This window comes from Pseudomonas sp. RU47, assembly GCF_004011755.1.
Taxonomy (GTDB): Bacteria; Pseudomonadota; Gammaproteobacteria; order Pseudomonadales; family Pseudomonadaceae; genus Aquipseudomonas.
Genome location: NZ_CP022411.1, coordinates 5014187 through 5033912, shown reverse-complemented (window position 1 = coordinate 5033912; position 19726 = coordinate 5014187). Strand labels below are relative to the sequence as shown.

14 protein-coding genes, 7 tRNA genes and 3 rRNA genes are annotated in these 19726 nt (G+C 54.7%); 17 read left to right on the top strand and 7 right to left on the bottom strand.

The genetic code is table 11. The features are described 5' to 3' along the window. Nucleotides 1-169 precede the first annotated feature (169 nt). The 5 genes from csrA (at nt 170) to CCX46_RS22960 (ending at nt 992) form a co-directional block, all read left to right on the top strand. Nucleotides 170-358 carry a carbon storage regulator CsrA gene (gene csrA / locus CCX46_RS22980; RefSeq protein ID WP_002554426.1) on the top strand — a complete coding sequence of 63 codons (189 nt, stop codon included), beginning with the start codon at nt 170-172 and terminating at the stop codon, nt 356-358. 62 nt (nt 359-420) lie between these two features. Then, nucleotides 421-511 (top strand) — tRNA-Ser (locus CCX46_RS22975). A gap of 107 nt (nt 512-618) precedes the next feature. Next, nucleotides 619-695 (top strand) — tRNA-Arg (locus tag CCX46_RS22970). Between the two features lie 71 nt (nt 696-766). Then, nucleotides 767-843 (top strand) — tRNA-Arg (locus tag CCX46_RS22965). A 72-nt stretch (nt 844-915) separates the two neighbouring features. Further along, nucleotides 916-992: transfer RNA gene (locus CCX46_RS22960), tRNA-Arg, on the top strand. A 19-nt stretch (nt 993-1011) separates the two neighbouring features. Here CCX46_RS22960 and CCX46_RS22955 read toward each other — a convergent pair. After that, nucleotides 1012-1530 carry a cell envelope protein SmpA gene (locus CCX46_RS22955; RefSeq protein WP_127929426.1) on the bottom strand — a complete coding sequence of 173 codons (519 nt, stop codon included), beginning with the start codon at nt 1528-1530 and terminating at the stop codon, nt 1012-1014. Nucleotides 1531-1851: 321 nt separating this feature from the next. Between CCX46_RS22955 and mgtE the strand changes: the two genes are divergently transcribed. Continuing rightward, a complete protein-coding gene (gene mgtE / locus CCX46_RS22950; protein ID WP_007919330.1) occupies nt 1852-3294 on the top strand; it encodes a magnesium transporter in 1443 nt (480 codons plus the stop codon). 113 nt (nt 3295-3407) lie between these two features. On the opposite strand, the gene CCX46_RS22945 is transcribed toward mgtE, so the two are convergent. Continuing rightward, nucleotides 3408-3734: an Arc family DNA-binding protein gene (locus tag CCX46_RS22945; protein ID WP_003178899.1), complete on the bottom strand. Its 327-nt coding sequence runs from the start codon at nt 3732-3734 to the stop codon at nt 3408-3410. Between the two features lie 390 nt (nt 3735-4124). On the opposite strand from CCX46_RS22945, the gene phnN reads away from it, so the two are divergent. Continuing rightward, nucleotides 4125-4694, top strand: coding sequence for a phosphonate metabolism protein/1,5-bisphosphokinase (PRPP-forming) PhnN (gene phnN / locus CCX46_RS22940; RefSeq protein ID WP_127929425.1), 570 nt, complete (start codon nt 4125-4127; stop codon nt 4692-4694). Here phnN and CCX46_RS22935 read toward each other — a convergent pair. Together CCX46_RS22935 and CCX46_RS22930 are read right to left on the bottom strand one after the other, a co-directional pair. Then, a complete protein-coding gene (locus tag CCX46_RS22935; RefSeq protein ID WP_127929424.1) occupies nt 4669-4848 on the bottom strand; it encodes a PA3371 family protein in 180 nt (59 codons plus the stop codon). The genes phnN and CCX46_RS22935 overlap by 26 nt on opposite strands. Nucleotides 4849-4868: 20 nt before the next feature. Beyond that, nucleotides 4869-5105, bottom strand: coding sequence for a hypothetical protein (locus tag CCX46_RS22930; protein ID WP_127929423.1), 237 nt, complete (start codon nt 5103-5105; stop codon nt 4869-4871). Nucleotides 5106-5398: 293 nt separating this feature from the next. Here CCX46_RS22930 and CCX46_RS22925 point away from each other — a divergent pair. The 6 genes from CCX46_RS22925 (at nt 5399) to rrf (ending at nt 11396) form a co-directional block, all read left to right on the top strand. Then, a tRNA-Arg gene (locus CCX46_RS22925) sits at nt 5399-5475 on the top strand. 700 nt (nt 5476-6175) lie between these two features. Next, nucleotides 6176-7712, top strand: a 16S ribosomal RNA gene (locus CCX46_RS22915). 81 nt (nt 7713-7793) lie between these two features. Further along, a tRNA-Ile gene (locus CCX46_RS22910) sits at nt 7794-7870 on the top strand. 30 nt (nt 7871-7900) lie between these two features. Further along, nucleotides 7901-7976, top strand: a tRNA-Ala gene (locus CCX46_RS22905). A 246-nt stretch (nt 7977-8222) separates the two neighbouring features. Further along, a 23S ribosomal RNA gene (locus CCX46_RS22900) occupies nt 8223-11116 on the top strand. A 164-nt stretch (nt 11117-11280) separates the two neighbouring features. Continuing rightward, nucleotides 11281-11396, top strand: a 5S ribosomal RNA gene (gene rrf / locus CCX46_RS22895). The 16S, 23S and 5S rRNA genes sit together here with 2 tRNA genes alongside, the layout of an rRNA operon. A gap of 383 nt (nt 11397-11779) precedes the next feature. Here the strand turns inward: rrf and CCX46_RS22890 are convergent. Next, a complete protein-coding gene (locus tag CCX46_RS22890) occupies nt 11780-12907 on the bottom strand; it encodes a lysozyme inhibitor LprI family protein (RefSeq protein ID WP_238704354.1) in 1128 nt (375 codons plus the stop codon). A 210-nt stretch (nt 12908-13117) separates the two neighbouring features. Here CCX46_RS22890 and CCX46_RS22885 point away from each other — a divergent pair, with 210 nt between their 5' ends. The 4 genes from CCX46_RS22885 to CCX46_RS22870 all read left to right on the top strand — a co-directional run bounded on the left by CCX46_RS22885 (nt 13118) and on the right by CCX46_RS22870 (nt 18314). Continuing rightward, the gene (locus CCX46_RS22885) at nt 13118-14722 is read left to right on the top strand and encodes a tetratricopeptide repeat-containing response regulator (protein ID WP_122604918.1); all 1605 of its coding nucleotides are present in this window, start codon (nt 13118-13120) and stop codon (nt 14720-14722) included. Continuing rightward, nucleotides 14719-15411, top strand: a complete 693-nt coding sequence (locus CCX46_RS22880; protein ID WP_127929422.1) for a sensor histidine kinase — start codon at nt 14719-14721, stop codon at nt 15409-15411. The genes CCX46_RS22885 and CCX46_RS22880 overlap by 4 nt, the downstream gene beginning before the upstream one ends. 200 nt (nt 15412-15611) lie before the next feature. Further along, nucleotides 15612-16853 (top strand): glutamine synthetase family protein, encoded by a 1242-nt coding sequence (locus CCX46_RS22875; RefSeq protein WP_177413915.1) that lies wholly within the window; start codon nt 15612-15614, stop codon nt 16851-16853. Between the two features lie 69 nt (nt 16854-16922). Next, entirely contained in the window at nt 16923-18314 is a 1392-nt protein-coding gene (locus CCX46_RS22870; protein ID WP_127929420.1) for an MFS transporter, read from the top strand. A gap of 72 nt (nt 18315-18386) precedes the next feature. Here CCX46_RS22870 and CCX46_RS22865 read toward each other — a convergent pair whose 3' ends face one another. Together CCX46_RS22865 and CCX46_RS22860 are read right to left on the bottom strand one after the other, a co-directional pair. Beyond that, nucleotides 18387-19133 (bottom strand): flagellar brake protein, encoded by a 747-nt coding sequence (locus tag CCX46_RS22865; protein ID WP_127929419.1) that lies wholly within the window; start codon nt 19131-19133, stop codon nt 18387-18389. A gap of 88 nt (nt 19134-19221) precedes the next feature. After that, on the bottom strand, nt 19222-19689 hold the full coding sequence (locus tag CCX46_RS22860; protein WP_127929418.1) for a flagella synthesis protein FlgN: 468 nt from the start codon (nt 19687-19689) through the stop codon (nt 19222-19224). Nucleotides 19690-19726 lie beyond the last annotated feature (37 nt).

Below are 19726 nucleotides of genomic sequence, written 5' to 3'. Positions count from 1 at the left end.
GCGGTCTGACCGCGCCCTTTATTTTTTGAATGGCGCGAGCCCTGAACTGTTCTTTTGCTCGCGCTGGTCAATACTCAGGCATGTAGGGCTACGATCGCTCCGGTTGTAGGTCGGGTGCCTTTTTTTTGCAGACTGTTGTCCCTGAACTGAATTGCGTGAGGAGAAAGGTATGCTGATTCTGACTCGTCGGTGCGCAGAAAGCCTGATTATCGGTGATGGCGAAATCACCGTGACCGTGCTCGGCGTTAAAGGAAACCAAGTGCGTATCGGCGTCAACGCCCCGAAAGAGGTTGCTGTGCACCGTGAGGAAATTTACCTGCGTATAAAGAAAGAGAAGGACGAAGAACCAAGCCATTAATTTTTATCGATTTTTATGTTTGCAAACGGGGAAAAGGTTGGTTAAGATACGCCCCGTGTTGCGGAGAGCTGGCCGAGTGGCCGAAGGCGCTCCCCTGCTAAGGGAGTACACCTCAAAAGGGTGTCGGGGGTTCGAATCCCCCGTTCTCCGCCATTATTTGCTTAGTACGTCGTAATCTGGCTTTTTCTGTAAGTTGTTGAAATTAATAGAAAAAGTGGTTGGAATAGAGATTAGACGGGCTATAATGCGGCGCAACAAATGCACTCGTAGCTCAGCTGGATAGAGTACTCGGCTACGAACCGAGCGGTCACAGGTTCGAATCCTGTCGAGTGCACCATTTAAGAGTTAGTTACAGCGATGTAAATAACTCGGCTTCAACCAGATGTGATCTGGTCTAAAAACACAAATGCACTCGTAGCTCAGCTGGATAGAGTACTCGGCTACGAACCGAGCGGTCACAGGTTCGAATCCTGTCGAGTGCACCATTTAAGAGTTAGTTGCAGCAATGCAGATAACTTGGCTTCATCCAGTTGTGGTCTGGGCTAAAAACACAAAATGCACTCGTAGCTCAGCTGGATAGAGTACTCGGCTACGAACCGAGCGGTCACAGGTTCGAATCCTGTCGAGTGCACCATATACCGAAAAGCCCGCGTTTATCGCGGGCTTTTTGCTGTCCGGGATTTGGCTTTTGCCTTCACGCATCCCCTCTCATCAAAATCAATTTGAGCACTACGGCCTCGCTTGAGGTCGTATCGATAGCTGGTCGTCGATGTTCGGGTATTCACCTTGTCCGGTTTGCCTAGCGCGCTTTCGACGTCTTGTTGGTTCATGCCGGCAATGACGCGTCGATTGATGATCGCTGCGCGCCGTTGCCTGGCGTCGATCAGATTTCCGCATTTGTCTTCGGTGTGGCCAACGATGCCTGGTTCGCGGCCTTTGGTTGTCATGCCGGATGTTTCTTCATGGTTGTGTTCCGGCATCACTGCCACAACTGATCCGGGTGAGTAGGGGTGGACTTCCTGTGCTGAGCGCTGCTCACCTTGTGCACAGCTCATCGAGGTGAACGTGATGCTGCCATCGGCGGCTTCGCAGCGATGGAGGGTGAGGGCGGCCCCGGTGGGCGGCAGGCAGAGCAGGCTGGTGAGTACGAGGTGGGATGGTTTCAATGGCATTCGGCGTCCTCCATGACGATCTACGCTCAAGGGTAGACGCTACATTTTCGAGTGTTGGTGTGTTTTCTTTTCAGGATGAGTCGTCGCATGTGCAGGGATCAGGACAGTGCTCAGGTTTGTTTCGCAAGCGCTTGTTTCGACCGTGATTTTTTAACGTTTTAAACCGTCAGGCGGTGTATCATTGCGCCCGTCAGCCCCGCCGGGGCTTATGGAAAACCTCCATGGACTTACCCAGTAGTTACTCAGTACCCCGTTTCACCAATCATGAATTGACTGATTGATCCTTCCGGCGTGCCCCGCTGCTGGGAGTGGAGTTCGCCTATGTCTGAAATCGAAGTAAAGAAAACACAAGAAAGCCTGCAGGATCGCCTGGCTCAGGTCGTCGAGCTGCTGCAGCGTCAGCGGGTCGTCGAAGACCTGACTCATCGCCAGGAAGGCGCGCATCACGACCGCGTCGAAAATCTGGTTCACCGGCAAAATCTCGTCGAGCTGCAGCGCAAACTCGATGATCTGCACTCCGCCGACGTCGCCTACATTCTTGAAGCCTTGCCGCTGGACGACCGTCTGACGCTCTGGCAATTGGTCAAGGCTGATCGCGACGGCGACATTCTTCTCGAAGTATCCGACTCCGTTCGTGAAACGCTGATCGCCGACATGGACGATCACGAACTCCTGGCTGCTGCCAAGGACATGGACGCCGACGAACTTGCTGACCTGGCTTCCGAGCTGCCGCGAGACGTCGTTCATGAGTTGATGGAGAGCCTGGATAACCAGCAACGTGAACGCGTCCGTTCGGCCCTGTCTTACGACGAGGAGCAGGTCGGCGCGTTGATGGACTTCGAGATGGTAACCATCCGTGAGGATGTCAGCCTCGAAGTTGTTCTGCGTTATCTGCGTCGCCTCAAAGAGCTGCCGGGTCATACCGACAAGCTGTTCGTCGTCGACTACGACGGGGTGCTCAAAGGTGTGCTGCCGATCAAGCGCCTGCTGGTCAATGATCCGGACAAGCAGGTTGCCGAGGTGATGGCCAGCGATCCGGTGAGTTTCCATCCGGACGAAGATGCCTACGACGCTGCTCAGGCGTTCGAACGTTACGACTTGATCTCGGCTCCGGTGGTCGATAAGAACGGCAAGCTGATTGGTCGTCTGACCATTGACGAAATGGTTGACCTGATTCGTGAAGAAAGTGAGAACGAAGTTCTCAACATGGCCGGTCTGCGTGAAGAGGAAGACATTTTCGCCTCCGTCTGGAAGTCTTTACGCAACCGTTGGGCATGGCTGGCGATCAACTTGATCACTGCGTTTGTCGCCTCTCGAGTGATCGGTCTGTTCGAAGGCTCGATCGAGAAGCTGGTAGCGCTCGCAGCGCTGATGCCGATTGTGGCCGGTATTGGTGGCAACTCCGGTAACCAGACGATCACCATGATCGTTCGCGCCATGGCGCTCGACCAGGTAAGCACAGGCAATACTTCGCGCCTGATGCGCAAAGAGCTGGCGGTAGGCCTGATCAATGGCCTGGTCTGGGGCGGTGTGATTGGTGTGGTTGCTTATCTTCTCTACGGCAGTTGGTCGTTGGGCGTGGTAATGACAGCGGCTATGACGCTCAACTTGCTGTTGGCGGCGTTGATGGGAGTATTGATCCCGATGACCCTGGCAAAAATGGGGCGCGACCCGGCCATGGGTGCGAGTGTGATGATTACCGCGATGACCGACAGTGGTGGCTTTTTCATCTTCCTCGGGCTGGCGACAATCTTCCTGCTCTGATCAGCTGCATCGAAACAGCCCGCCTATTGGCGGGCTTTTTCTTGTCTGCGAAATCTCGAATTCCGCGCAAAAAAAAGCCAGCAGTTAAGCTGGCTTGAGATGTTCGGTATGGCTCAGGACGCGTCTGCTGCCATTTCGGCGTCATGGGCAATCAAGGACACCAAAGCGTTTTGCTGACGATGAGATAGCTGGCGGAAACGTTGCAACAGCTCGCGCTCGTGCAACGACAGCTCCGGGCTGTCCAGGCGCATGCTCAGCTCTTCGCCCAGTGCACCTTCCTGAATAAGACTCTGCTCAAGGCGCGCAATGATCTCGGAGTTCATGCTGCGATGATGATTGCGAGCCACCTCGGCAATGCGTTCACGCATTCCGTCTGGCAGACGTACGACGAACTTGTCAGCCGTACGGCTGGAATAAATTGCCTGTTTCAATGGGCGCATATATTTAACCGGTTAGTTCAGGGGAGCGGTTCTCGGGATTGGCCGCAGGATGTGTGGTAGGACAAGCATCCGCGCCAAATGGTTCAACCTGAATTGTTAAGAGGCCCGCATCATGCCTCAAAATTGCCAGATCATTGGCGTCAATTCTGTGACAAATATTGAGCTGGGTAAAGGCGTAATGCCAGCACCAATTATCAGAAATGCGGACTGGTTGGAAATCTTCGCCTCTGTCCACATCCTTTGCCGCTTCCGGCGGTACATCAATTGATGTCCGCAAGCATCAGAACGTGCATGCTATGCGGGTTCTGCATCCTTGCTCCTTATCTGTACAGGATAGTGGCAAATTGCCGATTTACTAGTGGCAGACACCTGCCGGAGGGCGTTTTCAGGATGGATGGCAAGCTTATTTATTTGATGGGGCCGTCCGGTTCGGGCAAGGACAGTTTGATTGAGGCTGCACGTGAACCACTGCAGGCAATGAACTGCGAGATCATCCGGCGGGTTATTACTCGATCAGCCGAGTCGGTGGGCGAGGATGCGGTGGGTGTGACGCCCGAGGAATTCGAGAATCGTCAGTTCGCTGGCGATTTTTCGCTGGCTTGGCATGCTAACGGTCTTGCGTATGGAATACCGATTGAGATGAATCATTTGTTGGCAGCGGGGCGGCATGTGCTGGTCAACGGCTCTCGCGCAAACCTGCGCCAAGCGTTGGAGCGCTACCCGACGTTGGTACCTGTTCTATTGACGGTAGATGACGAGGTTTTGCGAGAGCGTCTTCTTCGACGCGGTCGGGAGACACTTGAACAGATAGAGGCTCGACTTGGCCGCAATACCCTGTTCAACGACAGAATATCAAGCGATGAGTCGGTACATGTAATCGACAATTCGGGCGACTTGGCGGGCGCGGTGAGTCAATTGCTGGATGTGATCCGGTTTAACGCAGTACCGGATCGAACTTGATTTTGCGACCAGCGATCAGTGCCAGGACAAACAATACCGAAAACACGCCGCAAACAATCAGTGGCAGGGTGACAGCGGTGTCCTCGAACAGCGAAAAATGCATGACACCACTCATAACGGCGAGAATCAGAAATCCTGCGGCTGACTTTGACATGCTGTACTCCTGAAGATATTTCAAAAAACCAGACGGTTGATCATTTGGGGTGGCAGGGCTTGCTCTCGGGCGCTGACAGCTCTTGGAGCAAAGCTGTCTTTATCGGTTAGAACTGCCAATTGGGGTTGCCTCTGCACTTGCAGATAATGCGGCATACGTTGGGCTACCGATTTCTGGGTGGCGCTTTCAGGCATAAAGTGAAAGCTGGCCAAAATCGCCAATGCAGCGGCGTTTGCAAGTAAGAGGGTGGTATTCATGAGCGGCGCTCCGATTGTTCTTCTATGGAACAGGCAAAGCAGTCGTCGTGCCAACAGTCTAACCGCTGTTTAGTCCTTTAAAAACAAGGATTTGAGAGGTTTTTTGGGTTTGCTGGGCTTGCAATCTGCATTGGTGGCGTCTTAAGGGCGTGCAAAATGCACGGTAAAACTTCCCGCAGCATTGCGGTGTGCATGCCTACACTTAATATGGCTACGGATGACATGACAAATCAGGACTTGGCCGTTAACATGCAGGCCGTCCGTCACGCAGCGTCTGCTTGTGACAACCCCGTGTCTCAGTAGCTCAATTGGATAGAGCATCCCCCTCCTAAGGGGAAGGTTGGCAGTTCGAACCTGCCCTGGGACACCATCTATTGTTTGAACTTCCCTCTGTTACCAGATTTCACCGGCCTCCAGCCGCTCTATAACGCGATCATTTTGTGCCGCCTGATATTCCGTTGTGTGGACGGGTCGATCTCATCTATAGGGTTTTCGGCTACCTGATAGCTGTTTTCTCTCAATGCGGTAGCGCCTTCTATATAGATAGAAGGGCTTTCGGGTGTTTTCGATAGAAAAGTGAAATTAACGGTTGACGGCAGATTTGAGATGTCTATAATTCGCCCCACTTCCGGCGCAGTCGAAACGGAAAACTCCTTGAGATTCAATGAGTTATGTAGGTTTCGGCAGCGGGTTGCTTCAGTTCATCGAAGCCGAAAGGAAGTTGAAAAAGAGGTGTTGACAGCAGCGTGTAACGCTGTAGAATTCGCCTCCCGCTGACGAGAGATCGGAAGCGCAAGTGGTTGAAGTTGTTGAAGAATTCTTCGAAAACTTCTGAAAATAATCACTTGACAGCAAATGAGGCTGCTGTAGAATGCGCGCCTCGGTTGAGACGAAAGATCTTAACCAACCGCTCTTTAACAACTGAATCAAGCAATTCGTGTGGGTGCTTGTGGAGTCAGACTGGTAGTCAACAAGATTATCAGCATCACAAGTTACTCCGCGAGAAATCAAAGATGTAACCAACGATTGCTGAGCCAAGTTTAGGGTTTCTTAAAAACCCAAAGATGTTTGAACTGAAGAGTTTGATCATGGCTCAGATTGAACGCTGGCGGCAGGCCTAACACATGCAAGTCGAGCGGATGAGAGGAGCTTGCTCCTGGATTCAGCGGCGGACGGGTGAGTAATGCCTAGGAATCTGCCTGGTAGTGGGGGACAACGTTTCGAAAGGAACGCTAATACCGCATACGTCCTACGGGAGAAAGCAGGGGACCTTCGGGCCTTGCGCTATCAGATGAGCCTAGGTCGGATTAGCTAGTTGGTGAGGTAATGGCTCACCAAGGCGACGATCCGTAACTGGTCTGAGAGGATGATCAGTCACACTGGAACTGAGACACGGTCCAGACTCCTACGGGAGGCAGCAGTGGGGAATATTGGACAATGGGCGAAAGCCTGATCCAGCCATGCCGCGTGTGTGAAGAAGGTCTTCGGATTGTAAAGCACTTTAAGTTGGGAGGAAGGGCAGTAACTTAATACGTTGCTGTTTTGACGTTACCGACAGAATAAGCACCGGCTAACTCTGTGCCAGCAGCCGCGGTAATACAGAGGGTGCAAGCGTTAATCGGAATTACTGGGCGTAAAGCGCGCGTAGGTGGTTCGTTAAGTTGGATGTGAAATCCCCGGGCTCAACCTGGGAACTGCATTCAAAACTGTCGAGCTAGAGTATGGTAGAGGGTGGTGGAATTTCCTGTGTAGCGGTGAAATGCGTAGATATAGGAAGGAACACCAGTGGCGAAGGCGACCACCTGGACTGATACTGACACTGAGGTGCGAAAGCGTGGGGAGCAAACAGGATTAGATACCCTGGTAGTCCACGCCGTAAACGATGTCAACTAGCCGTTGGGAGCCTTGAGCTCTTAGTGGCGCAGCTAACGCATTAAGTTGACCGCCTGGGGAGTACGGCCGCAAGGTTAAAACTCAAATGAATTGACGGGGGCCCGCACAAGCGGTGGAGCATGTGGTTTAATTCGAAGCAACGCGAAGAACCTTACCAGGCCTTGACATCCAATGAACTTTCCAGAGATGGATTGGTGCCTTCGGGAACATTGAGACAGGTGCTGCATGGCTGTCGTCAGCTCGTGTCGTGAGATGTTGGGTTAAGTCCCGTAACGAGCGCAACCCTTGTCCTTAGTTACCAGCACGTAATGGTGGGCACTCTAAGGAGACTGCCGGTGACAAACCGGAGGAAGGTGGGGATGACGTCAAGTCATCATGGCCCTTACGGCCTGGGCTACACACGTGCTACAATGGTCGGTACAAAGGGTTGCCAAGCCGCGAGGTGGAGCTAATCCCATAAAACCGATCGTAGTCCGGATCGCAGTCTGCAACTCGACTGCGTGAAGTCGGAATCGCTAGTAATCGTGAATCAGAATGTCACGGTGAATACGTTCCCGGGCCTTGTACACACCGCCCGTCACACCATGGGAGTGGGTTGCACCAGAAGTAGCTAGTCTAACCTTCGGGAGGACGGTTACCACGGTGTGATTCATGACTGGGGTGAAGTCGTAACAAGGTAGCCGTAGGGGAACCTGCGGCTGGATCACCTCCTTAATCGACGACATCAGCTGCTCCATAAGTTCCCACACGAATTGCTTGATTCATTGAAGAAGACGAAAGAAGCAGCCCGAAATTGGGTCTGTAGCTCAGTTGGTTAGAGCGCACCCCTGATAAGGGTGAGGTCGGCAGTTCGAATCTGCCCAGACCCACCAATTTTGTGTGGGAAACGCCTGTAGAAATACGGGGCCATAGCTCAGCTGGGAGAGCGCCTGCCTTGCACGCAGGAGGTCAGCGGTTCGATCCCGCTTGGCTCCACCACTACTGCTTCTCTTGTATAAAGCTTAGAAATGAGCATTCCATCGTGGTGATGGTGAATGTTGATTTCTAGTCTTTGACTAGTTCGTTCTTTAAAAATTTGGGTATGTGATAGAAAGATAGACTGAACGTTACTTTCACTGGTAACGGATCAGGCTAAGGTAAAATTTGTGAGTTCTCTTAATTGAGAAGTTCGAATTTTCGGCGAATGTCGTCTTCACAGTATAACCAGATTGCTTGGGGTTATATGGTCAAGTGAAGAAGCGCATACGGTGGATGCCTTGGCAGTCAGAGGCGATGAAAGACGTGGTAGCCTGCGAAAAGCTTCGGGGAGTCGGCAAACAGACTTTGATCCGGAGATGTCTGAATGGGGGAACCCAGCCATCATAAGATGGTTATCTTGTACTGAATACATAGGTGCAAGAGGCGAACCAGGGGAACTGAAACATCTAAGTACCCTGAGGAAAAGAAATCAACCGAGATTCCCTTAGTAGTGGCGAGCGAACGGGGACTAGCCCTTAAGTGGCTTTGAGATTAGCGGAACGCTCTGGAAAGTGCGGCCATAGTGGGTGATAGCCCTGTACGCGAAAATCTCTTAGTCATGAAATCGAGTAGGACGGAGCACGAGAAACTTTGTCTGAATATGGGGGGACCATCCTCCAAGGCTAAATACTACTGACTGACCGATAGTGAACTAGTACCGTGAGGGAAAGGCGAAAAGAACCCCGGAGAGGGGAGTGAAATAGATCCTGAAACCGTATGCGTACAAGCAGTGGGAGCAGACTTTGTTCTGTGACTGCGTACCTTTTGTATAATGGGTCAGCGACTTATTTTCAGTGGCGAGCTTAACCGAATAGGGGAGGCGTAGCGAAAGCGAGTCTTAATAGGGCGTCTAGTCGCTGGGAATAGACCCGAAACCGGGCGATCTATCCATGGGCAGGTTGAAGGTTGGGTAACACTAACTGGAGGACCGAACCGACTACCGTTGAAAAGTTAGCGGATGACCTGTGGATCGGAGTGAAAGGCTAATCAAGCTCGGAGATAGCTGGTTCTCCTCGAAAGCTATTTAGGTAGCGCCTCATGTATCACTGTAGGGGGTAGAGCACTGTTTCGGCTAGGGGGTCATCCCGACTTACCAAACCGATGCAAACTCCGAATACCTACAAGTGCCGAGCATGGGAGACACACGGCGGGTGCTAACGTCCGTCGTGAAAAGGGAAACAACCCAGACCGTCAGCTAAGGTCCCAAAGTTATGGTTAAGTGGGAAACGATGTGGGAAGGCTTAGACAGCTAGGAGGTTGGCTTAGAAGCAGCCACCCTTTAAAGAAAGCGTAATAGCTCACTAGTCGAGTCGGCCTGCGCGGAAGATGTAACGGGGCTCAAACCATACACCGAAGCTACGGGTATCACCTTCGGGTGATGCGGTAGAGGAGCGTTCTGTAAGCCTGTGAAGGTGAGTTGAGAAGCTTGCTGGAGGTATCAGAAGTGCGAATGCTGACATGAGTAACGACAATGGGTGTGAAAAACACCCACGCCGAAAGACCAAGGTTTCCTGCGCAACGTTAATCGACGCAGGGTTAGTCGGTCCCTAAGGCGAGGCTGAAAAGCGTAGTCGATGGAAAACAGGTTAATATTCCTGTACTTCTGGTTATTGCGATGGAGGGACGGAGAAGGCTAGGCCAGCTTGGCGTTGGTTGTCCAAGTTTAAGGTGGTAGGCTGAGATCTTAGGTAAATCCGGGATCTTAAGGCCGAGAGCTGATGACGAGTGTTCTTTTAGAACACGAAGTGGTTGATGCCATGCTTCCAAGAAAAGCTTCTAAGCTTCAGGTAACCAGGAACCGTACCCCAAACCGACACAGGTGGTTGGGTAGAGAATACCAAGGCGCTTGAGAGAACTCGGGTGAAGGAACTAGGCAAAATGGCACCGTAACTTCGGGAGAAGGTGCGCCGGTGAGGGTGAAGGACTTGCTCCGTAAGCTCATGCCGGTCGAAGATACCAGGCCGCTGCGACTGTTTATTAAAAACACAGCACTCTGCAAACACGAAAGTGGACGTATAGGGTGTGACGCCTGCCCGGTGCCGGAAGGTTAATTGATGGGGTTAGCTAACGCGAAGCTCTTGATCGAAGCCCCGGTAAACGGCGGCCGTAACTATAACGGTCCTAAGGTAGCGAAATTCCTTGTCGGGTAAGTTCCGACCTGCACGAATGGCGTAACGATGGCGGCGCTGTCTCCACCCGAGACTCAGTGAAATTGAAATCGCTGTGAAGATGCAGTGTATCCGCGGCTAGACGGAAAGACCCCGTGAACCTTTACTATAGCTTTGCACTGGACTTTGAATTTGCTTGTGTAGGATAGGTGGGAGGCTTTGAAGCGTGGACGCCAGTTCGCGTGGAGCCATCCTTGAAATACCACCCTGGCAACTTTGAGGTTCTAACTCAGGTCCGTTATCCGGATCGAGGACAGTGTATGGTGGGTAGTTTGACTGGGGCGGTCTCCTCCTAAAGAGTAACGGAGGAGTACGAAGGTGCGCTCAGACCGGTCGGAAATCGGTCGTAGAGTATAAAGGCAAAAGCGCGCTTGACTGCGAGACAGACACGTCGAGCAGGTACGAAAGTAGGTCTTAGTGATCCGGTGGTTCTGTATGGAAGGGCCATCGCTCAACGGATAAAAGGTACTCCGGGGATAACAGGCTGATACCGCCCAAGAGTTCATATCGACGGCGGTGTTTGGCACCTCGATGTCGGCTCATCACATCCTGGGGCTGAAGCCGGTCCCAAGGGTATGGCTGTTCGCCATTTAAAGTGGTACGCGAGCTGGGTTTAGAACGTCGTGAGACAGTTCGGTCCCTATCTGCCGTGGACGTTTGAGATTTGAGAGGGGCTGCTCCTAGTACGAGAGGACCGGAGTGGACGAACCTCTGGTGTTCCGGTTGTCACGCCAGTGGCATTGCCGGGTAGCTATGTTCGGGAAAGATAACCGCTGAAAGCATCTAAGCGGGAAACTTGCCTCAAGATGAGATCTCACTGGAGCCTTGAGTTCCCTGAAGGGCCGTCGAAGACTACGACGTTGATAGGTTGGGTGTGTAAGCGCTGTGAGGCGTTGAGCTAACCAATACTAATTGCCCGTGAGGCTTGACCATATAACACCCAAGCAATTTGCGTCGAAAGGCCAAGTTGCGGTGTGTGAAGACGAAACGAACCGAAAGTTCGACTGCACTTAAAAAAGCAGCACAAACACCGAAAGCTGTCACATACCCAATTTGCTGAAGCGAGGCCACAAGGCCACGACTCGGTACCCGAATTTCTTGACGACCATAGAGCGTTGGAACCACCTGATCCCATCCCGAACTCAGCAGTGAAACGATGCATCGCCGATGGTAGTGTGGGGTTTCCCCATGTGAGAGTAGGTCATCGTCAAGATTAAATTCCGAAACCCCAATTGCGAAAGCAGTTGGGGTTTTGTTTTGCCCGCAGGAAAGTGTTTCAAGGATGAAAGCTTGGGAACGCGATCAGTTTCAAATTTAAAGCCCTGTCGCAATGGAAATTGCGACAGGGCTTTTTGCATTACCGTCAGCCGACGAATTGCCACGGCGAGCCGCGACTACATCATTGATTGTGAACATTAGACAGGATGCACAGTTAACCTTCGTTCAGCTCAACTTTACCCATTGAAGTGCTGACTTCGGTTATGTGTCGGCGACCGTATACTTCGTATGTGCGGCTGCCGTCATCGCTGTCCGGTTTACGCAAGGCCAGTTGCGCGAACAAACCATTCTTTTCGCTGTAACTGCCGAACCAGTCGATCAAAGCGCTGATGTAACAATCATTGCCAATGAAGACCGGCAGGTCGGCGACTTTTTCAATGCTGTGCAGAGCGGTTCTTTTGAAGGGATAGCAGCGGTTTCATTTACTTTCGCGACTGCCAGATTGAGCGCTCGGTGCAGATCGGGTTCGAGTTCAAACGTGCTGTTGCCGTCATCTTTGTGTTGAAGAATGGGTACGTCGAGGTCATAGCGATAGCGGATCGTCACCGTAGGCACCTGGACGTTGATTTTCAGCGGGTTGAGCAAGTAGACCCGGTCAACGCCGTACTCACTGTTTCGATAAGCCGCGTAAGTCTTGCCGCGCAGGCTTATCCAGTCCACTGACTGATTGGCGCCGCGATCATTGGTGTAGAACAGCGAACTTTCGGGCTCAACAGAACGTTTGACGAACCGTTCACCGTCGCGCCGCCAGGTTTCCACGTAGGTAAACAGGCCGGTACCCCCGGCGTAAGTATTTACAATCAGATCGCGTTGCCCGTCGCCATCCAGATCCCGCAAGGTGTAGGAACTCAGGCCGGTTTCGGCCGCGTCAGTGATCAGGGAAGCGGTGAGCGCTCGCCATTCATTGGCGCTAACGCCTTTGGGCTGCGATGTCGGAAAGTGCGTTATCGACGAATCCTCTTCACTTGCTTCACCGTCAAAACCGCCGGCAGTTGTTTTGACGGCGAGCGCGGCGAGTGCCCGATCCAGCGCAAACTCTGGATCATCTTTACTGGCGGCTTGAATGCGCTTTTGCAGATCGTCCAGCGCCTGTTTATCGAGGTCATCCGGTTGATAGGCAACCGTTGCCTGCCACTGCGCGTGCAGCGCTTGCAGGCGCTCTTGATAGTGCTGGCTCAGGCACGAAATATCTTCGGCGCATGCATTGCGGATTTTCAGCCACAGCCGTTGCGTGCGCTTGAGTTCAGCTTGTGCAGGAGCAGAGGCTTTGAATAAATCCCGATAAACCACGCCCATCTGCGCATCCAGTTCATACAGCGACTTGTTCGCGCAAACAGTGTTTTCGACGGCATTCGCCGCTTTTGTGCAATCCATTCCAGCCGCCATTGCCTGCTGTATAAATAGCAGCGCACAGACAGACGTGATGCAGCGTCCTTTGATGTACACGATGTAAACCTTGTAGTGGAAAGTTGAACCAGCGCGCAGGGTAATCGCTAGGCGAGGAATCTTGAAGCGCCGGCTTCAGGGAACAGCACTTCTGGCCGATAACCCATTCGGTGACTTAAAAGTCGCGCGAAATCGCTTGATGGCATTTGGCCGCCAGCTATCATCTGCGCGCCTGAAATTGCCCTTACTTCAATTGCCTGGAAATCTTCGATGCTGTCGTATCACCAAAAGAGTTTTCTGATCGTCGATGATTTCTCGGATTTCCGCAGTTCCGTGCGTTCGATGCTGCGTGAGCTTGGGGTCAAGGACGTCGACACGGCCGACACCGGTGAGCAGGCGCTGAAGATGTGCGCACAGAAATCCTACGATTTCATCCTGCAGGATTTCCATCTTGGCGACGGCAAGAAGAACGGCCAGCAGGTACTCGAAGACCTGATGCTGGAAAAGCTAATCAGCCATGAAGCGGTGTTTGTCATGGTCACCGCCGAGACCAGTCAGGCGATGGTGCTTAGCGCTCTGGAGCACGAGCCGGATGCGTACCTGACCAAGCCGTTCAACCGTTCCGGTCTGGCCCAGCGCCTGGAGCGTCTGGAGCAGCGCAAGACGTTGCTCAAACCGATTCTGCAAGCCCTCGACCGTGGCAAACCGGTCGAGGTGCTCAACGCTTGCATCGCCCTGTGCAAGCAGGACATCCGCTATTCGCCGCTGTGCCTGCGCTACCGCGCTGATGCGCTGCGCGACATGAACCAGAACGAAGCGCTGGAGCGTCTTTACGACAGCATCATTGCTGATCGGCCGTTGCCGTGGGCATTTGCCGGATTGGGCAAGTTGCTGTTCAAGCGTGGGCAAGTTGCCCAAGCCAAAGGTGTCTATGAAAAGGCGCTGAAGGTGTTCCCGATGATGCCGGCGCTGTATGACGGCATGGCCGACGTGCTGGTTTCCGAGGGCGACACCAAAGGCGCGCAGCAGGTGTTGGAAGAGGCTATTCGTCTCTCGCCACTGGCGGTGCGTCGACAGGCGCTGCTGGGCAAACTGGCCATGACCAACGAAGATTTTGACACCGCCTCGCGTGCTTATCGGCAGGCGGTGGCGCAGGGCGCGCAGTCGCGCTTCAAGGACCCGGAAAGCAACCTCGGCCTGGCTCACGCGCTGATCAGCAAGGGCAGTGAACGCGGTCTCGACACGCGTACACGGCTGGAGATCAACACCACACTCAGTGCGGTGGCCAAAGAGAACCCGACCGACCCCGGCCTGCAGATTCGCGCGCGTCTGATGAAAGCTACCAGCCTGTTGCTCAACGATGCGGAAACCGCTGACAAGCTCACCGAACAAGCGCTGATGCGCCTCGACGGCATGGAGCAGTTCATGAGTCCGGAAGCGGCGCTGTTGGTCGCCAAGCAGTTGCAGATGCTCGGTCAGGCCGAGGCGGGCACGTCGATGCTCAAGAGCTGCGCGGAGATCTACGGTGATGATCCGGCGGTAATGAAAGACATCGCCAAGCTGACCGATGATCCGACTATTCTCAGCTCCAGCAATGCCGCTGCCGACCTCAACCGTCAGGGCGTGCGGGTGTACAAGACCGGCAACCTGGTCGAGGCCCGCGAGGTGTTCCGCAAGGCGCTGAAGATGCAACCGAAGAACATCAGTATCGCGCTCAACATGGCCCAGTCGCTGCTGCACGGCACCGACACCAGTGTGCCGTCGGCGGAGCTGGAAGAATGTCGGGCCTGCCTGAAAATGGTTGGCCTGATGCCCGACACCGACGCGCGTTTTGCGCGTTATCAGAAGCTGAAAAGCAAGGCGTTTGGCGAATGAACCACGACAAGCAGGCTCTGGATTTTTCTACGGTGATCGCCTCCACTGTCCACGACATGAAGAACTCGCTGGCCATGCTGATGCAGGCTCACAGCCAATGGCTGGGGCGCTTGCCGCAAGAACTGCGCGAAGGCACGGAGCAGGGCGTGATCGACTTCGAGTTCGCCCACCTCAACGGCATGCTGGTGCAGTTGCTCGGGCTGTACAAGCTCGGCGTCAATCAGTTGCCGCTGCAACCGGCGTATCACGAACTCGATGACTTTATCGAGGCGCAACTGGCGGCGCATCAAGAGGTGTTTGCCAGTCGCGGGATCATCGCCACGTATGAAGTCGATCCGTTGAGTCCGCTGGGGTTCTTCGACCGTGAGTTGATTGCCTCGGTGCTTGGTAACTGCATCAACAACGCCATTCGTTATGCTCGCGAGTCGCTGCTGATCACCGTCAGTGACGAGGCCGGACAACTGGTGCTGAGCATCAACGATGACGGCGACGGCTATCCGGCCGAGATGCTCGAGCGTCAGGCTGATTACGTGCAAGGCATCAATCACAGCAGTGGCAGCACCGGACTCGGTTTGTATTTCGCCAACCGCATCGCAGCGCTGCATCAGCGCAACGGTGTTGAAGGTCGCACCGAAATCCGCAACGGCGGTCCACTCGGTGGCGGGGTGTTCAGCCTTTATCTGCCGTGACGCGCCTTTTTGTTTGACGCTGCTTGATATTCCGAACAGCCGAAGCCTATTTTGTACGGGTCGCCGTTCGCGGCTCGCACAATAACAAGGATTGCGTCATGACAACCGATGGCCAGCGTTCACTCGCGCAGCGATTGACGGGCATTGATGAGATTGAATGTGTCACGCCGGATTTGAACGGCGTACCCCGGGGCAAAGTGATGACCGCCGAGGGTTTCCTCGAAGGGCGGCGTTTGCAACTGGCGCGGGGCGTGCTGTTGCAATGCATTATGGGCGGTTACCCGGCAGCGCGGTTTTATGGCAGCGATGACGGCGATCTCGCACTGATTGCCGAGCCGACCCAGATCCATCGCCTGCCGTGGAGCGACGCCCCCCGAGCCCTGGCCATTTGCGATGCCGATGAACTGACTGGCGAAAGCTCCAATCTGTCGACCCGTGGCCAGTTGAAAAAAGTCATTGCCCGTTACGCTGCGCGCGGCCTGGCGCCGGTGGTGGCGACCGAGCTGGAATTCTTTGTCTTCGCCCCGAACACTGATCCGACCCAAGCGTTCCGTCCGCCGGTGGGCCTTGATGGTCGTCGCGAGGATGGCCAGTCGGCGTTCAGTGTCAGTTCCAATAATGGTCTGCGGCCGTTCTTCAACGAAGTCTATAAATGCATGGCGGCCCTCGGTTTGCCGCGCGATACCTTCATGCACGAGATGGGCGTCAGCCAGTTCGAGATCAATCTGCTGCACGGTGATCCGCTGCTGCTGGCCGATCAGACCTTTCTGTTCAAACACCTGCTCAAGGAAGTTGCGCTCAAGCACGGCCTGACCGTGGTGTGCATGGCCAAGCCGCTGGCGCACACGCCGGGCAGTTCGATGCACATTCACCAGAGCATCGTTGACAGCAACAGCGGCAAGAATGTCTTCAGTGACGAGCAGGGTGAGCCGACGGCGATGTTCCGCCACTTCATCGGTGGTCAGCAGGCAGGCATGGCTGATTTCACCGCACTGTTTGCACCCAATGTGAACTCCTATCAGCGTCTGTGCCATCCGTACGCATCACCGAATAACGCGTGCTGGTCCCACGACAACCGTGCGGCCGGGCTGCGCATTCCGGCGAGTTCGCCGGTCGCACGTCGGGTCGAGAACCGTTTGCCGGGCGCCGATGCCAATCCGTATCTGGCGATCGCCGCGAGTCTGGCCGCCGGCTTGCATGGGATCGAGCATGAGCTGGAACCGAGCGAAGCCATTCAGGGCGAGTTCGAGGTGCCGGACAATCTTTCGTTGCCATGTACTTTGCACGCCGCCCTCGAACGTCTGAAACGTAGTCAATTGGCCAGGGAACTGTTCGGACAGGAGTTCATCGAAGGCTACATCGCTTCGAAGACCATGGAGTTGACCAGCTTCTTTGATGAAATCACTCCCTGGGAACGGCGTGTTCTAGCAGCCCAGGCCTGACGAACCGTCGCCATCGGGCTATCGTTTTGGTAGCCCGGTCTTTACTGCAAGGAGCCGCTCGGAACGCCGATGCGCCAAATCTGGAAATCCTTTCGAGCGCTGTATTTCGCCTCGCTGATGATGTTGATCGGCTCGGGCCTGCTATCGACCTATCTGGCCCTGCGCCTGGCCGCTGACAACGTCGACGGGTTGTGGGTCGGTGCGTTGATGGCGGCCAACTATTTCGGCCTGGTGCTGGGCGGCAAGATCGGTCACCGACTGATTGCCCGGGTCGGGCATATCCGCGCTTATTCTGCCTGTGCCGGGATCGTCGGGGCGGCGGTGCTTGGCCATGGTCTGGTCGATTGGCTGCCGGCGTGGCTGGTGCTGCGGACCATTGTCGGTCTGGGCATGATGTGCCAATACATGGTGATTGAAAGCTGGCTCAACGAGCAGGCTGATGCCAATCAGCGAGGTCTGGTATTCAGCGGTTACATGATTGCGTCTTACCTTGGCCTGGTGCTGGGTCAATTGATTCTGGTCATGCACCCCGGGCTGGGTCTGGAACTGCTGATGCTGGTCGCCCTGTGCTTTGCGTTGTGTCTGGTGCCAGTGACCCTGACCCGACGTATTCACCCTGCACCCTTGCATCCGGCGCCGATGGAGCCACGGTTCTTTATCAAGCGTGTGCCGCAGTCGTTGAGTACAGTGCTCGGCGCCGGTTTGATCATCGGTTCGTTCTATGGTCTGGCGCCGCTGTATGCCTCGCAGCAGGGGCTGTCGACCGAGCAGGTCGGTCTGTTCATGGGTAGCTGCATCTTTGCCGGCTTATTGGTGCAGTGGCCGCTGGGCTGGTTGTCCGACCGTTATGATCGGGCGCTGTTGATTCGCTGCTTCGCCGGGTTTCTCGCACTGGCTGCGTTGCCGCTGGCGATCCTGCCGCAGGTGCCGCTGGAGGTGTTGTTCGGCGTTGGCTTCTTGTGTTCGCTGGTGCAGTTCTGTCTGTATCCGCTGGCGGTGGCGTTTTCCAACGACCATGTCGAAGGTGATCGGCGGGTATCGCTGACGGCGATGCTGTTGGTGACTTACGGTGTCGGCGCGAGCATCGGGCCATTGCTGGCGGGTGTGCTGATGAAGCTGTTTGGCAGTCAGAGCCTGTATGCGTTTTTCAGTTTCTTCGCACTGGTGCTGGTGTGGCGGATCCGGCCGAAAGCCGTGACCAATCTGCATCAGGTCGACGACGCGCCGCTGCATCACGTGGCCATGCCTGACAGCATGTCCAGCTCGCCGCTGGTGGCCGCCCTCGACCCTCGCGTAGATGAGCAAGTGGTGCAGGAACAGATGGTGCAGGACCCTGTGCAAGCGCCGCCGACTCCCGAACCTGCGCCTGAACCCGATACACAACCAGAGCCTGCGGCAGAAACTGAAACGGATAGTGGCAACGACAAGCCCGCGCCAGATCTCAGTGGCGGCAGACCTTGAGCTGAACAAAAAACACCACGCATAAAAAAGGGCAGCCCCGCCAGGGACTGCCCTTTTTATTGTCGCTGCAAATCACATATCGTCTTTGTCGAAACGGCGTGCTTCACGTTGCAGCTGATAAACGAAACGCTCAACGTTGCGTGCAGCCTGACCACTGATGTTGTGGAAGCGCAGGCCGGCGAAGGTGATGTTGAGTTTTTCTTCGAAGTGCAGATAACGCAGTTCGACGGAGGTTGGCTGGTTGCCGAACAGCGGCGGGGCGATCAGGCGGTCATAGACCTGGCCCAGTTGCAGACGATCAGTGATATCGCCTTCGAAACGCAGCTTGCAGCCGGTCGCGGAGATATCCAGCAGTTTGCCGTTGATTGGCACCTTGAGCTTTTCGCCGCCCAGTTCAACGCTGACCAGATCAGTCAGTTTCAGCGCGGCGCGGAAAGCATTGCGGCGCTGGTGGTAAACCACTTCGGTCGGTAGCTCGCCGGTGTAGAAGCGATCACCCTCGGATTCCTCGATATTCAGCGTGCCGGTGCACTCCCAGGCAATGCGCACACCGTCATGAAAACCTTCGACCTTGAACGGCTCACCGGCCAGCAGAAAGCGTTCGCCATCGCGCGGGATCATTTCGTCCAGAGCGATCGAAGCGCTGTCGCGGTCGACCTTGATCAGGTAGCTCTGAAAACGCTGGCTGCGCTCATGGAAGGTTATGATCAGCGGATCGTGGCTTTCTTGCAGCTGGCGCAGGTTGCTGGAGATTTCCAGTGGCGTGGTAAGCACCTTAGGGGGCTGCGGAGCATCATCCGCGCTGAGGGCGTTGGACACGGTTTATCAATCTCCAGACAAAATATGACGACTAGCCAGCATTTTGCCAGCATGTTCCGCGGGTTGATAGAGCTGGCGCATCAACGGCTCATGCCTGGCTGAGCGGACGCGGTACGGCGGGTTTGGCAAATGTACCGCTGGCGTTATAAAGCGCTGGCGCTTCACCACCGGTAAGGATCTTCAGCTGATTGGCCGTGGCGGCCTGCTGGATCTGGATCGACTGGCCATTTTTGACGTTGGCCGCCTGGCATTGAGCGATCAGATCGGTCAGGGCATCGCCCTGGCTCAGCAACTGATCGCCAATGCTCGACTGGCCAGCCAGTTGCTCAAGACCTGAACGATCGGTTGGCAGGTTGAGGCTGGCAAGGATTTCGCTGCGTTTGCGGCCATGCTGTTCAAGCAGAATGATCAATGCCTGTTTGTGCGCCAGAATTTCTTCGAGCAGTGGCATGTCGCGACCGTGCAACGCGAGGGATTCGGTTTGCAGCAACTCCAGCAATTGTTGAGCTGGAGCAAAGTCGTCGTTGATCAGTTGCAATAAATTAGTGTCGTGCATGGCTGGCCTTGGGTTTTAAGCGTCCAAAAGCCTGGCG